This is a genomic window from Phenylobacterium sp. (assembly GCF_020253645.1).
GTDB lineage: Bacteria > Pseudomonadota > Alphaproteobacteria > Caulobacterales > Caulobacteraceae > Phenylobacterium.
Map to the genome: position 1 here is coordinate 1 of NZ_JADCBG010000202.1, position 14094 is coordinate 14094.

At 68.9% G+C, this 14094-nt stretch carries 15 protein-coding genes and 1 tRNA gene; 8 read left to right on the top strand and 8 right to left on the bottom strand.

The features are described from left to right. Window positions 1-491 precede the first annotated feature (491 nt). The 3 genes from INE98_RS13165 (at window position 492) to INE98_RS13175 (ending at window position 3687) form a co-directional block, all read left to right on the top strand. Window positions 492-1133: a response regulator transcription factor gene (locus INE98_RS13165; protein WP_293539449.1), complete on the top strand. Its 642-nt coding sequence runs from the start codon at window positions 492-494 to the stop codon at window positions 1131-1133. After that, a complete protein-coding gene (locus INE98_RS13170) occupies window positions 1123-3120 on the top strand; it encodes an ATP-binding protein (protein WP_293539451.1) in 1998 nt (665 codons plus the stop codon). The genes INE98_RS13165 and INE98_RS13170 overlap by 11 nt, the downstream gene beginning before the upstream one ends. Window positions 3121-3354: 234 nt before the next feature. After that, window positions 3355-3687, top strand: coding sequence for an MmcQ/YjbR family DNA-binding protein (locus tag INE98_RS13175; protein ID WP_293539453.1), 333 nt, complete (start codon window positions 3355-3357; stop codon window positions 3685-3687). 27 nt (window positions 3688-3714) lie between these two features. Here INE98_RS13175 and INE98_RS13180 read toward each other — a convergent pair whose 3' ends face one another. The 5 genes from INE98_RS13180 to INE98_RS13200 form a co-directional block, all read right to left on the bottom strand. After that, window positions 3715-4161 (bottom strand): nuclease, encoded by a 447-nt coding sequence (locus tag INE98_RS13180; protein WP_293539454.1) that lies wholly within the window; start codon window positions 4159-4161, stop codon window positions 3715-3717. 1 nt (window position 4162) lies between these two features. After that, entirely contained in the window at window positions 4163-5863 is a 1701-nt protein-coding gene (locus INE98_RS13185) for an alkyl sulfatase dimerization domain-containing protein (protein WP_293539456.1), read from the bottom strand. A 203-nt stretch (window positions 5864-6066) separates the two neighbouring features. Continuing rightward, window positions 6067-6396, bottom strand: a complete 330-nt coding sequence (locus INE98_RS13190) for a DUF6481 family protein (RefSeq protein WP_293539458.1) — start codon at window positions 6394-6396, stop codon at window positions 6067-6069. Between the two features lie 90 nt (window positions 6397-6486). After that, window positions 6487-6561: transfer RNA gene (locus tag INE98_RS13195), tRNA-Gly, on the bottom strand. A 78-nt stretch (window positions 6562-6639) separates the two neighbouring features. Continuing rightward, a complete protein-coding gene (locus tag INE98_RS13200) occupies window positions 6640-7383 on the bottom strand; it encodes a DUF6065 family protein (protein ID WP_293539460.1) in 744 nt (247 codons plus the stop codon). A 107-nt stretch (window positions 7384-7490) separates the two neighbouring features. Here INE98_RS13200 and INE98_RS13205 point away from each other — a divergent pair, with 107 nt between their 5' ends. From INE98_RS13205 to INE98_RS13220, 4 genes are read left to right on the top strand one after another with little or no spacing between them, the layout of a single operon-like run. Then, a complete protein-coding gene (locus INE98_RS13205) occupies window positions 7491-8009 on the top strand; it encodes a prolyl-tRNA synthetase associated domain-containing protein (protein WP_293539461.1) in 519 nt (172 codons plus the stop codon). A 54-nt stretch (window positions 8010-8063) separates the two neighbouring features. Further along, a complete protein-coding gene (locus tag INE98_RS13210) occupies window positions 8064-8972 on the top strand; it encodes a co-chaperone YbbN (protein WP_293539463.1) in 909 nt (302 codons plus the stop codon). Window positions 8973-8976: 4 nt separating this feature from the next. Then, on the top strand, window positions 8977-9627 hold the full coding sequence (locus INE98_RS13215) for an LON peptidase substrate-binding domain-containing protein (protein WP_293539464.1): 651 nt from the start codon (window positions 8977-8979) through the stop codon (window positions 9625-9627). A 6-nt stretch (window positions 9628-9633) separates the two neighbouring features. After that, window positions 9634-9843 (top strand): Trm112 family protein, encoded by a 210-nt coding sequence (locus INE98_RS13220; protein WP_293539465.1) that lies wholly within the window; start codon window positions 9634-9636, stop codon window positions 9841-9843. 7 nt (window positions 9844-9850) lie between these two features. Here the strand turns inward: INE98_RS13220 and INE98_RS13225 are convergent, their stop codons facing one another. Continuing rightward, window positions 9851-11092 carry a UbiH/UbiF/VisC/COQ6 family ubiquinone biosynthesis hydroxylase gene (locus tag INE98_RS13225; RefSeq protein ID WP_293539466.1) on the bottom strand — a complete coding sequence of 414 codons (1242 nt, stop codon included), beginning with the start codon at window positions 11090-11092 and terminating at the stop codon, window positions 9851-9853. Between the two features lie 222 nt (window positions 11093-11314). Between INE98_RS13225 and INE98_RS13230 the strand changes: the two genes are divergently transcribed. Next, a complete protein-coding gene (locus tag INE98_RS13230; protein WP_293539468.1) occupies window positions 11315-11923 on the top strand; it encodes a TetR/AcrR family transcriptional regulator in 609 nt (202 codons plus the stop codon). Between the two features lie 6 nt (window positions 11924-11929). Here the strand turns inward: INE98_RS13230 and INE98_RS13235 are convergent, their stop codons facing one another. Together INE98_RS13235 and fabB are read right to left on the bottom strand one after the other, a co-directional pair. Further along, window positions 11930-12745, bottom strand: coding sequence for an enoyl-ACP reductase (locus INE98_RS13235; protein ID WP_293539470.1), 816 nt, complete (start codon window positions 12743-12745; stop codon window positions 11930-11932). 35 nt (window positions 12746-12780) lie between these two features. Continuing rightward, window positions 12781-13992: a beta-ketoacyl-ACP synthase I gene (gene fabB / locus INE98_RS13240; RefSeq protein ID WP_293539471.1), complete on the bottom strand. Its 1212-nt coding sequence runs from the start codon at window positions 13990-13992 to the stop codon at window positions 12781-12783. Window positions 13993-14094 lie beyond the last annotated feature (102 nt).

Genomic DNA, 14094 nt, shown 5'->3' on the forward strand with positions numbered 1-14094 from the left:
ATCATCCAGCTCGCTGACCTGGACGCTCGGCCCACCCGCAGCGCTCACCACGGTCATCGAAACCTGGAAGTTGCCGGTGCTGGTGGCCCCGGGCGTGCCGTCGCTCGCCGCCATCGCCGATCCCGGAACCACCAGGGCCAGGGCCGCCGCTGCGGTCAGAAATCTTCGCATCTTCTCGTCCTTCCTGTCGTCGCGCCGCAACCCGGGCGCGTTTTCCCGGCGCCCGGCCTCTGCGGAGCATTAACGACCAGAAACCATGAAGCTGTCTGTCCCATGGATTGGGGACGCGGAGTGATGGCCCGGAGAAGGCGGAGCTGGCCGCAGAAAATCAGGGGAAAGCGCCAGTGTTCGTGGCCCGGGGATTGCACTCGCCGCAGCGAAGCTCCGGGTTGCACTGCACGCCGTGTCCCCTATTCATGGGACACACGAACAAATTCGCACGCCTATTGTGATTTCCTTATCGGTCTGACCCTTCGTGGGGGAGTTGCGGAATGGCGATTCGCACTGCCGTCATAGAAGATGATCCAGCGGTGTTGGCGCAGCTTACCCGCCTTATCGACGCCAGCGGCGATGTTGAAGTCAGCCACACCGCGCGAAATTATGCTGAAGGCGTCAAGCTGGTTCGAGCGGGCGGCTACGACGTGCTGATGTGTGACCTTGGCCTTCCGGACGGTTCGGGCATTGACCTGATCCGCTCGTCAGTGTCGCTCCACCCCGCCGCCGATGTCATCGTCGTCACCATGTTCGCCGATCACAAGAAGGTGCTGGACAGCATCAAGGCCGGGGCGAAAGGCTACTTGCTGAAGGACGAGAACCTGGAGGATTGCGTGCAGGGCATCCGGGAGATCCGGCGCGGCGGCTCCCCCATCAACCCCTTCATAGCGCGCAAGCTGCTGGAGCGCTTTCGCCCCGACACGTCGGACGCGCAGCAGGAGGTGCTGTCGGAGCGGGAAACGGAGGTGCTCGGCCTGCTGGCGCGGGGCTACAGCTATGGCGAGATCGCCACCCTGCTGGGCATCTCCGCGCAGACGGTGGGAACCTACGTCAAGCGGCTTTACCGTAAGCTGGAGGTGGGCTCGCGCTCCGAAGCGGTGTTTGAGGCCTCGAGCAGGGGTCTCCTGAATGGCCTTTAGGGCGGCTTTGTTTCGGCCGCGAGGCGGTTTTCTGCTTCTGGCGTTTCTGGTTCTTGTCCTGGGCGGTCCCGCACGCTCGGAAACGACCGGCGCCTCTCCCTTTTTGGACCGACACGTCCAGACCGGAACCTTGCTCGATTACCGGCAGGCGGAAGTGAACTTGTCGCAGACAAGCGAAATCCCCAAGACCGGCTGGGAGCAGAAGCCCATCACCGGTCAGCGGCTTCTGCGTGACGTGGTCCCGTACAATCCCGACAAGAACGTTACGGCATGGTATCGGGTGCGCTTTTCCCGGAGCGATGCAGGGCCGGGGCCGCTCGCCTTCGAGACCGACCACACCGCGGAGCGGATCGTCGTCTATCTGAACGGAGTGGATATCTACCGCAGCTTTGGCGTCGGCGACCGGTTCGAGTATGGCTGGAACAAGCCACGCATGGGCCTCTTGCCGGAAGCTCTGCTTCGCGAAGATGGCAACGAATTGGTACTGAGGGTCGACGCGGCCTATCCGGCGGCGCTTCGGGTGGGCGATCTGCGCGTGGGCGGCTTCGATGCGATCCGGGCGGCCCATGAATGGCGGCGGCTGACCCGGGTCGAAGGCCCGAAGGTGGTCAACGGCGTCCTCGCCATCCTGACCCTGGCCATTCTCCTGTTCTGGTCTGTTCGACCCCAGGAAAGCATTTTTGGCTGGATGGGATTAGTCGGCGTTGTCTGGTTTGCGCGCAATATCCATTACTATGCGGATGCTCCTCTTTTCAATAACGGAGATTTATTCTGGAGTTTGACCCATTTATCACTGTTTGTCCTGATGGTGGTTATCTACGGGTTTGTAGCCGCTTTCATCGAATTGCCTAACCGTCGACGTGTCGTCGGATTCTTGGGGCTTTGTGCGCTGGCTATCTTGTTGCTCCACATCTCTTTCACAGACCTCATTTTCGGGATGACCCTTTCGTACTTGGCGTGCATCCCGGTTTCACTCTGGGTGATTTGGCTCTTCATGCGGCATGCGATCGTCAATCCGCGGCTGGATTCACTTGTCATGTTCGTGGCGATCACAACGGCCTTCCTGTTTTCCGTGCACGACCTCGGTCTAATGGCGCGCACTTGGGATGGCGCTGAATTCTACCTGCAACCCTATGGCGGCCTTATCGTCTATTCGGCCTTCTGCTTTGCCGTCGGAAGACGCGTTCTGCTCGCCCTCACGAAGGTCGAGGGCATGAACGAAGAACTGGCGGTACAGGTTTCAGAAGCGACGCGTGAACTGCGGGAAAGCGAAGCGGCGCGCCGACAGCTTGAGGTGAGCGCGGCGGTCGAACAGGAACGGTCGCGGCTCATGCGAGAGATCCATGATGGGATCGGATCAAACCTGGTCACCGCGCTGGCCGTCGCCCGAAGGCAGGATGAACAGGGGCCTTCGGTCGGCATCCTGAAACGCTCGATTTCCGACCTGAAGATCGCGATCGACTCTCTGGAGCCAAGCGAAGGCGATGTCTCACTTGTCTTGGGTAGCTTCAGGCAGAGGACGCAGGCCGATCTCGAACAGGCCGGTATCGCGCTCAAATGGAATGTCGACGCCATCCCCCCTCTCGACTGGCTGGATGCGCCCAATACGTTGCAGGTGCTGCGCATCTTCCAGGAGGTCGTCACCAATGTGATCAAGCATGCTGCAGCAACGGAGATCGAAGTTCGTTGCCGCGCCGAATTTCGGAATGGGTTGCCCGGCGTACTGGTCGAGTTTTCCGACAATGGCGTCGGTCTGAAAGGGTCAGCCCCGGCTGCAGGCAAGGGCATCGTCAACATGACCGCTCGCGCTGAGGCGTTGAACGCCCAGCTGACGACTGGAAGCGGCAAGAACGGTGCGGGCACGAGTGTGGCGTTGTGGCTGCCTTACCGCCGGACCGCGGCGGCTACCGACAGCATGTCTACCGAGAGGGCGTCGGCCGCAGAGGCGACGTCTGAACGGCCCCGAAAGCCGGAAAGCCTGCCGTAAAAGTGCACGGAGGGCGTCACCTCGGTGGACCGCCCCCTCCAGCCGGCCTCCAGGCGCAGGTCCGGCCCCCGCACCCGGTCCCAGAGGTCCCCATGGCGGGTGTAGAGCCCGGTCACGTCGGCCGCCGCCCGGGCGATCGGGTCATCCGGCGTCACGGCGCGGTCTGCAGGGCGGGCCCCGCTGACACCGACCTGACGTCGGCAGGGCCGCCATGTTAGACGGGGATTTATGGCCGTGACACCCGCCCGCGCGAAGGAACTCGCCCTGAGCCTTGAGGGCGCCTCCGAGCGCCCTCATTTTGACCGGACGGCGCTCCGGACGCCGCGCAAGACCTTCGCGACGCTGGCCGGTGACGGTGCGGACATCAATCTGATGTTCGACCCCGACCTGCGAGACTTCTTCTGCGAGCAGGACCCGGCCGCCTTCTCTCCCGTGCCGGGCGGATGGGGCCGGATGGGCGCCACACGGTGCGACCTCTCGGCCGTGGACGAGGCTGGGCTTGTGTCCGCGCTCAAGGCCGCCCACGCCCTGGCGGCCCCCCGCCCCAGGACGCCTCGCGCGCGCTGATCGGACGGCGCCGCCATCCCGGAGGCGTCAGCGGGACCTTACGGCCTCCCCCTTGCCCCGTCCGCCCTCGGCCACCCCTGCGGATCGCATCCGCTCGCCCAGGGAACGCCCGCCCAGCCGGCAGTCGGCGGCGACCCGGTCCCAGGTCCGGCCCCGGGAGAGGCAGTCCACCCGACGCCCGTTCGTGAGTCTCTTCAGGGTGTCGCGGGCCTCCCGGCCGCCGGGCTCCTTGAGTTCCGGGGCGTGGAAATCGGCCAGCCGCACCTCCACCCAGTCGATCCCGCGCCGCGGCCCCACCGCAACGCAGAGGGAGTCCCCGTCGGCCACATGCACCACGGGGCCCGAGAAGCGCTCGCCGCGGGCCAGGGGTTTGGGGAGGTCGCCCTTCTGCGGCACGGCGTCGCAGGGATCGGCCAGGGCGGCGCCGCCGGACAGCAGCAGGACAAGGGCGGGAAGGAGGGCGCGGAAAGCCATGTCAGCCCCGCAGCCCGGGCAGGTCGAAGACGGCGAGGGCCCGGCGGGCCAGGTCGGCGTCGCCGGTGATGGCGAGGGCCCCGGAGGCCTCCAGCTCCGACAGCCGGACCTCGCCGCTCAGGGCTCGGACAAGGTCCGCCCAGCGAACGGACAGGCAGGTCGTCGCCCCCGCCCCATCCGTGGCGACGCTGACGCCATTGCGCACGTGCAGGCCGGCGGCCTCGGCGTCGGGGAAGTCGAAGCCCATGTGAAGGTCGATCCCCTCCGCCCAGACCGGATCGACCATGACGCGCATCAGCTGAAGGACCTCCCGCGGTGGCCGCCCCGCCAGCTGGGCGGATCGCAGGCGGTGCTCGGCCACCCGCGACAGGTCCAGGGCGCCCTCCAGCTCCAGGGCCCGGGTCAGGCACCAGTTGCGGATGTTGGCGGCCGGAGTCCCCTGGGCGATGGCGCGCAGGACCCCCGCCAGCAGGCCTCGGTCGCCGGCCTCCGCCTCCGTCCGCCCCACCAGCCAGGAGGCCAGCTCAAGGGCCCAGCGCAGGTCGCCCGACCCCTTGGCCGCCGTCGCCTGGGCGCGTACCTCCGCCGCCCCGCCGAACCCCTCCACCAGCCGCCGCGCCCGCTCGGCCGGGGGCAGGACGAAGAGTTTGCCCGGCTCGCCGTCGAACCAGCCGCGCAGGCCGGCGGCGATCTGCCGGACATGATGCTCGGCCACGCCGTAGAACTCGCTCGTCAGGTAGTCGTCCTCGCAGGCTGAGGGCAGGCGCACCTGGTGGGCCAGGGCGTCTGCGGTCAGGCCGCGGTTCAGGCCCCGGACGGTCTGGTCCCAGAGGAACTGGATGGAATCCCGGTAACGCGTCACCCGGGCGGCGACGCCGGCCGCTCCGGAGACCGGCGGGCCGTGGGTTCCCAACAGATGCTCGGGCTCCAGGGACAGGATGTGGTCGATCCCCTCCAGCAGGACCTGGGGATCGCGGTACGCCTCGCCGCGGATGGCGAAGACGTTGAAAAGGGTCGGCCAGACCAGGTTCTGGACGCAGGTCGAAAGCTCGGGGAACCAGAAGGTGACGCTGTCGTCGGCGTCGGAGGGGGCGTGGTGGATCTCCACCGCCAGCCCCGCCAGGGTCAGCCGCTCGCCGCCCCGGAAGAACGCCGTAGGCGGAACGTACCCCGGGGTGAAGGGCGCGTGCTCGGGATTACGGAAGTGCAGGCCCAGACCCTCATTGACCAGGGCGTCCGGCCCTTCCGGCGGCAGGCGCAGGCCGAACTGGTGGATCAGGCCCCGGGAATAGGCCGGGCCGATCTCGCCCGAGGTGCGCGCGAGGTTCAGGGGGATGCGCTCATGCCCCAGGATCGGCAGGTCGGCGCGACCGGCGTCGTCCAGGGCCGCCTTCGTGCCGCCGATGTAGTGGAAGTGGCTGTAGAGCACCGCCGCCAAGGGGGCGGAGGTATGGGCCCGCACCTCCGCCAGGGCCGTGCGCATCTCCTCCACGCTCTCGCCGGTGTCGATGGCGATCAGGCCCTCCGGCCCCTCGATGAAGGTCTGGTTGGACAGGCCGTTTCCCACCAGGGTCCAGACCCCCGGCCGCACGGCGTGCAGCCGGCGCTCCAGCCGGGCGGAGTGGTCGATGTGACGCCGGTGCGCCCTCTGCCCGAGGGGACCCGTGCCGACATGGCCCGGATCGGCGTCGAAACTGCTCATGGAAGCCCCTTCCTGAACTGCCCGGGCGCAAGCCTAGCGCAGTTCGGGGGATGGGGGGAGAAAGGGGGAGACTTCGCGGCAAGCCCCCGCCCGCTCGACCCGGAACGGGATTCCCGCCACGCCTTGAGGATGGCCATCCGCGCCGCCTGGAACGCCGAATCTTGAGAGTGGCCTCGTTCAGCTCGCCCTCGGACGACGCCCGCCTACTTCCGCTTCTGCTTGCGGGCGAGGTAGCGGAGGTCGCGGGCTTCCTTCTGGCGGGCGCGGAGCTCCAGGTCGCGGGCTTCCTGGGTGATGGCCTCGTCCTCCAGGCGCAGGCGCTCGGCCTCCGCGGCGGCGGCGCGCTTGGCGGCGCGCTCGGCGTTGCGGGCGGCGCGGACGGCCTCCAGCTCGGCGGCGGCGGCGGCCTTGCGGGCCTCCAGGTCGGGATCCATGACGTGGGGTCTGGGCTTGAGGCGCTCCAGCATCGCCTTCTTGGCGGCGGCTGAGGCCTCCTGGCGCTCCGTGTACGTCATGAACTTGGGTTGGGGCATGCGGTCTTGGCTTCCGGGGTCCGTGCGGGTTCAAGGTCGCCGACTGCGCCCCGGAACCAGGGGGACATCAGGCTGGCGGATTTCCGATTCTGGAGCGGGCGAGGCGATTCGAACGCCCGACCCCAACCTTGGCAAGGTTGTGCTCTACCCCTGAGCTACGCCCGCGCTCCGTGAGGCCCTGTAGGGGCCCCGATGTTCGGGAGCCGGCTTATGGCAGAGGCCTGCGGGCTTGGCAAGCGGGACTCAGCCCATGAAGCGCGGGGTCTTCAGGCGGCGCTTGTTGACGTGTGCGGCGGGGGCGGGGCCGGTCTCGTCGGGCAACTCGCCCCGGAAGTAGAAGCGCTGCCAGGCCTCCTTGGTGGCCTCGGGGTCAAAGCGCATGATCCGGCGGTTGAACTCGGCCCGGTGCTTTTCCCAGGCCTCGTACTGCCCGCGCAACTCCGGGTTTCGGGCCATGGAGCGGATCACCGGCTGGAAGTCGGCCAGCTCGCGGTCCTTCATCAGGGTGATGAAGCAGAAGGGCTCGCCCTTCTCGAACCGCACCCGGCCCGGGCGGGTGAAGATCCAGTTCATGGTGAAGGGGAAGGGCAGCCAGTCGGTCTCGACCAGGCCCGACAGGGGCTGGATGCCGTCCTTCACGTGGTTGGGCGGACCCTGGACCATGACCGACCAGCCGGGCGGGGTGCGGAAGAGATAGCCCGGATGCATGGTCACCACCCCCGAGGAGAAGTGGCTCATGACAAAGCGGTGGAACTCCGGGTGCGGCCGGTCGGGGGTGAGGGTGATGTCCTCCTGCATGACCCCGCCGTTCCACTCGGCGGTGAAGCTCATGGGGCAGAGGATCTCCCAGCCCGTGGTGTTGGCCATGGACAGGGGCAGGCAGCGATAGGGGTGCCGGGCGACGAACTTGTCCATCCAGGCGCGCTGGGGCCGACCCGGAACGATCTCCGGCGGGCGGTCGGTGGTGGGATAGCACTCAAGCTCCATGGCGGGCTCCCGGTCCTGGTCTGTCCTGTCCTGTCCTTCCCCTTAGCGAGGCCGCGCGCGGAGCGTCCACCGCTTTTCCCGCGGGCGGGGCGGGAGTAAGGAGCGCCATGCTCGACCGGCCCGGCCTTCTCGCCCTCCTGAACCACCTGGGGATCGCCCACGCCACCCTGGACCATCCCGCGGTCTTCCGGGTGGGCGAAGGGGCGGAGGTGAAGGCGCAGATCCCCGGCGCCCACACCAAGAACCTGTTCCTGAAGGACGCCCGGGGCGACCTGTGGCTGGTCTGCGCGAAGGACGACACGGCCATCGATCTCAAGCGCCTGCACACGGTGATCGGCTCGGCCCGCCTGTCCTTCGGGCCGGCGGAGCTGATGGAAGAGACCCTCGGGGTCACGCCGGGCTCTGTGACCCTGTTCGCCCTGGCCAATGATCCCCGGCGCAGGGTGCGCCTGGTGCTGGACCTGGCCCTGGCGGAGGCCGCACAGGTCAGCTTCCATCCCCTGGAGAACACGGCCACCACCACGATCGACCAGGCGGGCCTCCGGGCCTTCCTGGCGCACCTGCAGCGCGAGCCCCTCGTGGTGGATTTTCCGGAGCTCGCCCTCACAACCCTTTCTGCGCGTTGAAGCGGCGGCCCGGAAGGTCCATCTTGCAGCCTCAACTTCCCTACGGAGACCCTCATGGCCCTGATCGGTGAAAACCCGACCCCTGCCGGCGGCGCGGCCCCGGCCGGTCTGATCAAGGACGGGACGGACGCGGGCTTCATGGCCGACGTCATCGAGGCCTCGCGACAGACCCCGGTGATCGTCGATTTCTGGGCGCCCTGGTGCGGACCCTGCAAGCAGCTGGGCCCGGCCATCGAGCGCGCCGTTACAGCCGCCCGGGGCAAGGTGAAGCTGGTGAAGATCGACATCGACCAGAATCCCCAGTTCGCGGGCCAGCTGAGGGTCCAGTCCATCCCCGCCGTCTTCGCCTTCGTGGGCGGCCGGCCGGTGGATGGCTTCACGGGCGCCCTGCCGGAGAGCCAGATCAAGGCCTTCGTCGAACGCCTCGCCGCCCAGGCGCCGGCGGATGAGACGGACGAACTGCTGGCGGTTGGCCGCGAGGCCCTGGAGGCCGGCGACCTGAACACCGCCGCCCAGGCCTTCGCCCGGGTGCTGCAGGTCGACCCCAAGGATGTCCGCGCCCTGGGAGGCATGGCGAAGGTCTACCTCGAGGGGGGCGACCCGGAGCGGGCCGCCGAGATCGCCGCCATGGCGCCGGAGGGGGCCCGGGATCCCGGCCTGGAGAGCGTCCGCGCCGCCCTCGCCCTGGCCAGCGCCGCGCCGGCCGAGACCGCCGCCTTCGAGGCCCGCCTGGCCGCCGATCCCGACGACCACGAGGCGCGCTTCGAGCTGGCCCGCGCCCTGGCCGGCGCCGGACGGCTGGAGACGGCCATGGACCACCTCCTGCAGATCATCGCCGCCGATCGCGAGTGGAACGAGGGCGCCGCCCGGGCCCAGCTTCTCACCGTCTTCGAGGCGGCGGGACCGGCCTCCGACCTGGCCCGGCAGGGGCGTCGCCGCCTGTCGGCGATCCTGTTTGCCTGAACCCATGGCGCCTCCCGCACTCAGGATCGAGCTGCCGCAGACCCTGCCGGTGTTTCCCCTGGACGGGGCCCTGCTGCTGCCCGGCGCAGAACTCCCCCTGCGGATCTTCGAGCCGCGCTACCTCAACATGCTGGACGACGTCATGGGCGGGGAAAGAATGATCGGGATGGTCCAGACCACCGGCGGCGACAAGGCCCGGCCCAGCCTGGCGCGCATCGGCTGCGCCGGCCGGGTCACCCGGTTCCGGGACGGCGCAGAGGGCGACTACCTTATCGCGCTGACGGGGGTCTGTCGGTTCCGGATCATCGACGAGCTCGATCGGACGACCCCCTATCGACAGGTTCGCGCGGACTTTACTCCGTTTACGGATGACCTGAAGCCGGGCCGTCGGGTCGGCGGCGACCGGACCCGTCTGGCGCGGGCCCTCCGCGCCTACCTCAACCGGCGCGAGCTCGACATAGACGACACGGCCCTGAATGCGGCCCCGCTCGATGAGCTGGTCGCCGGCCTTTCCATGAGCCTTCCCTTCTCTCCTGCGGAGAAGCAGGCCCTTCTCGAGGCGCCGGACAGGGCGGACCGGCAGGATGTGCTCACCGCCCTCCTCGAGATGGACGCCCTGGGAGACGATGACGGGACCCCGGAGACCCTCCAGTAGGACGCCATGACCGATACGCCTGACGACGCCCCCTTGCCGGACCTCGACCCCGGGCTCGACCCCCGCCTCCTGGAAATCCTCGTTTGCCCGGTGACCCATGGGCCGCTGGACTACGACCGCGCCGCCGGCGAACTGATCAGCCGGAAGGCCGGGCTGGCCTATCCTGTGCGCGACGGGGTGCCCGTGATGCTGCCCGAGGAAGCCCGCGAGCTCTGAGGCCGCTTCAGGGCGTCTCGCCCCGGAGCAGACGGGGCAGGTCGCCCACGGCGCCCCCCGCCTCCTGCATGAAGAAGCGGCGGACGGGTCCGATGCGGTTGACGGTCGCAAGCCCCAGGCCCCGGGCGGCGCGCAGGACGGGATTGTCATTGGAGAACAGGCGGACGAAGGCGTCCGCCGCCACCGCCAGCCCGATATTGTCGACGCTGCGCCAGCGCGCATAGCGATCGAGGACGGCCTCCGAGCCGATGTCCTCCCCCAGGCGGACGGCCTCCACCAGAACCTGGACCAGGGCCGCGGCGTCTTTCAGGCCGAGGTTCAGCCCCTGTCCGGCGACGGGGTGCACCCCGTGGGCGGCGTCGCCGACGAGGGCGGCGCGGGGGGCGATGCTGGTCTCGGGAAGATGCAGGGACAGGGGATAAGTGAAGACCTCCCCGTCCAGGCGCGGCCTGCCGAGAAGGTCGCCGAACCGTCTCTGAAGGTGGGCGTGGAAGACCTCGGGCCGGGCGGTCTTCAGAGCCTGGGCCCGGGCCGGCGGCTCGGTCCAGACCAGGCTGGCGCGCTGCCCGGTCAGGGGCAGGATGGCGAAGGGGCCGGAGGGCAGGAAGTACTCGTGCGCCACCCCGCCATGCGGCTGGTCGAGGCGGACCGTGGCGACGACGCCGGTCTGGCGGTAGGCCCAGCCCGTGCTGCGGATGCCGGCGGCGGCGGCCACGGCGGAGGCCCGGCCATCGGCGCCGACCACCAGGGGGGCGGCGAGGATCCGGCCATCCGCCAGCCGGACACGGGCTTCGCCCGGCGTGAAGTCGACGTCGGCGACCCGTGCAGGGGCCAGGACCTCGACCCCTTCGCGCCGGACGGCCGCGGCCAGGGCCGCGCGGATGTGGCGGTTCTCGATCATGTAGCCGAGGGGCTCGCCCTCCGACCTGTCGGCGATCTCCGCAGCGTCGAACCGCAGGAAGGCCGAGGCCGGGGCTCCAGCAGAGGGACCGGGCGTCCGGCCGTCCGTGACCAGAATCTCGTTCATCCGCTCGGCGTAAGGCTCCAGGTCGCCGGCCAGGCCCAGGGCGCGCCACTGGCGGAAACTGGAATAGGCGATGGCGGAGGCGCGGCCGTCAAAGGCGGGCGCCAGCTGGGCGTCGAAGGGCTGGGAGTCCACCAGCAGAGGCCTGAGCCCGCTGCGGGCGAGGCCCAGGGCCAGGGTCGCGCCGGCCATGCCGGCCCCGGCGATGATCACATCCGCGTCCATGAGGCGATATGCCGCTGACAGGGGGTCCGGCGCAATGGCCGGATTTGGATGGACGTCCGGGCCCATTCGGGAGTTGTGCGCGAGCGCAGTGCGGATCAAGGTAGGCGCAAGGGAGAGGGGAAGCTCCCAGCAAGGACAAGGGGGGAACATGATGGGCCTGAAGAGCCCCATGCAGCCTGCAGGAGCCGGCGGGGCGTCGATCTGCTGTGGGGCGAGGATCTGATGCCGCGGCGAATGGGTCAGGTGGACGAGTCCAAGGGCGCGGCGATCCTCGAGGCGGCGCGACAGGCCATCGCGGAACGCGGCATGGCGGCCTCCATCGAGGAGATCGCCCGCCGGGCGAGGGTCTCCAAGCAGACGGTCTACAACCGCTACGGATCCAAGGCCGAGCTTGTCCGGGTGCTGATCGAGCGACGGGTCGATGAAATCACGGCGCACCTGGACAATCCGGGGTCGGGGGAGGGACCGGAGGAGGCCCTGGCCGGATACGCCCGGGTGGTGCTGGAGTCCATCGCGACGCCGTCTTCCATCGCCCTCCTGAGGATACACATCCAGGGGGCCGGGGAGATGCCCGACCTGGCGCGCACCTTCTTCGAGACCGGAGCCCGCACCTCAAGGCTGCGGCTGGCCGCCTTCCTGGAGGGCGAGACGCGGGCCGGGCGCCTGAGGGTCGACGACCCCGCCCTGGCGGCGGAGTTCTTCGCCGGAATGGTGATCGGATCGCACCAGACCGGAAGGCTCCTCGGCGTGGAGTCCGACCTCGCCCCGGCGACGATCGACCGCATCGCCCGGGAGGCGGCGAGCCGTTTCGTCCGGGCCTACGGAGCCTGAGGAGGCTCAGCCTTCCTCGGAGTCGTCCGGAAGGCCCATCATGTGGAAACCGGCGTCCACATGGACCACCTCGCCGGTGGTCGAGCGGCCAAGGTCGGACAGGAGCCAAAGGGCGGCGCCCGCAACGCCCTCCATGGAGGTGTCCTCCTTGAGCGCCGACAGGGCCCGGCCCTGAGCCAGCATGGCGCGGCCGCCGGAGATTCCCGCCAGGGACAGGGTCCGCATGGCGCCCGCAGAGATGGCGTTGGCCCGGATGCCCTGGGGACCGAGGTCCCGGGCGATATAGCGGGTGGCGGCCTCGAGCGCCGCCTTGGCCACGCCCATCGTGTTGTAGTTCGGGATGGCCCGCTCGGAACCGAGGTAGGTCAGGGTGACCAGGGACCCGCCGTCCGGCATCATCCGGCTGGCCCGGCGGGCGCAGTCCACGAAGCTGTAGGCCGAGATGTCCATGGCGGTGCGAAAGCCTTCCCGCGTGGCGTTCTCGACGAAGGAGCCCTTGATCTGGTCGCGGGGGGCGAAGGCCAGGGCGTGGACGAAGAAGTCGATCTTGCCGAAGGCCGCCTCCACGGCGGCGAAGCCCGCGTCCATGCTGGCGTCGTCGGTGACGTCGACCGGCTCGATCACGGTCGCGCCGACGCCCTCGGCCAGGGGTCGGACCCGGCGCTCCATGCCCGGAAGGTGGAAGAAGGCCATCTCTGCGCCCTGGGCCGCCAGCTGGCTGGCGATGCCCCAGGCGATGGACTGGTGGTTCGCCACCCCGGTGATGATCCCGCGCCTGCCCTTCATCAGCTCGCCCCGGGGCATGTCGTAGTCGTCGGCCACTTCGCGTCTCCTGATGGGTGGGGAAAGGGTTTGGGTCAGACCCGGGACATCACGAGGCACCCGTTGGTGCCGCCAAAGCCGAAGCTGTTGGACATGACCGTCTCGACCTGCCGGTCCTCGCGCCGGCGCAGGATCGGCAGGCCCTCGAAGGCGGGGTCCAGGGTCTCGATATGGGCGCTCTCGGCCAGGAAACCCCCGTTCAGCATCAGGAGCGAATAGATCGCCTCCTGGGCCCCGGCGGCGCCGAGGCTGTGCCCGGTCAGGGACTTGGTCGAGGAAATGGCGGGGGCGGCGTCGCCGAATACCTCGCGGACCGCCTCCATCTCCTTGATGTCGCCCACCGGCGTCGAGGTGCCGTGCGGATTGAGATAGTCGACCTTGCGGTGTCCGGCCCGGGACAGGGCCTGGCGCATGCAGCGTACGGCGCCCTCGCCCGAGGGGGCGACCATATCGAAGCCGTCGGAGTTCGCCGCATAACCCACGATCTCGCCGTAGATCTTCGCCCCTCGGGCCTTCGCCCGCTCGAGTTCCTCGAGCACCAGGATTCCTGCGCCGCCGGCGATGACGAACCCATCGCGATTCACATCGTAGGCGCGGCTGGCCACGGCCGGCCGGTCGTTGAAGTTCGAGCTCATCGCGCCCATGGCGTCGAAGAGGACGGAGAGGGTCCAGTGCAGCTCCTCGGCGCCTCCGGCGAAGATCACGTCCTGATTGCCCAGGGCGATCTGCTCATAGGCGGCGCCGATGCAGTGTGTGGAGGTCGCGCAGGCCGAGGAGATGGAATAGTTCAGGCCGCGGATCTTGAACCAGGTCGAGAGGACGGCCGACACGCCCGAGCTCATGGCCTTGGGCACGGCGAAGGGACCGACGCGCTTTGGGCCCTTCTCGCGGGCGGTGGCGGCCGAGTCGATGATCGCCTTGGTCGAGGGTCCGCCAGAGCCGACGATCAGGCCGGTCATCTCGTGGGAGACCTCGGATTCCCCCAGCCCGGAGTCGGCGATGGCCTGTTCCATGGCGATATGACCGAAGGCCGTCCCCTGGGCCAGGAAGCGGGCGGCCCGGCGGTCGACGGCGGCCTCCCAGTCCAGCCCGGGATCGGCGTGCACCTGACACCGGAAGCCAAGCTCGGCGTACTCCGGCGCCGCGACAATTCCCGACCGGGCGTCATGGAGCGAGGCCCGGACATCGTCCAGGCTGTTGCCGATGGATGAGACGATGCCCATGCCGGTGACGACGACGCGCCGCATGCCCTGTTCCCCCAGAATGCGATTGTATCAGGCCAGGTCCTTGGGATCGTAGAGTCCGACCCGCAGATCCTTGGCTTCGTAGATGAGCTTCCCGTCTGCTTC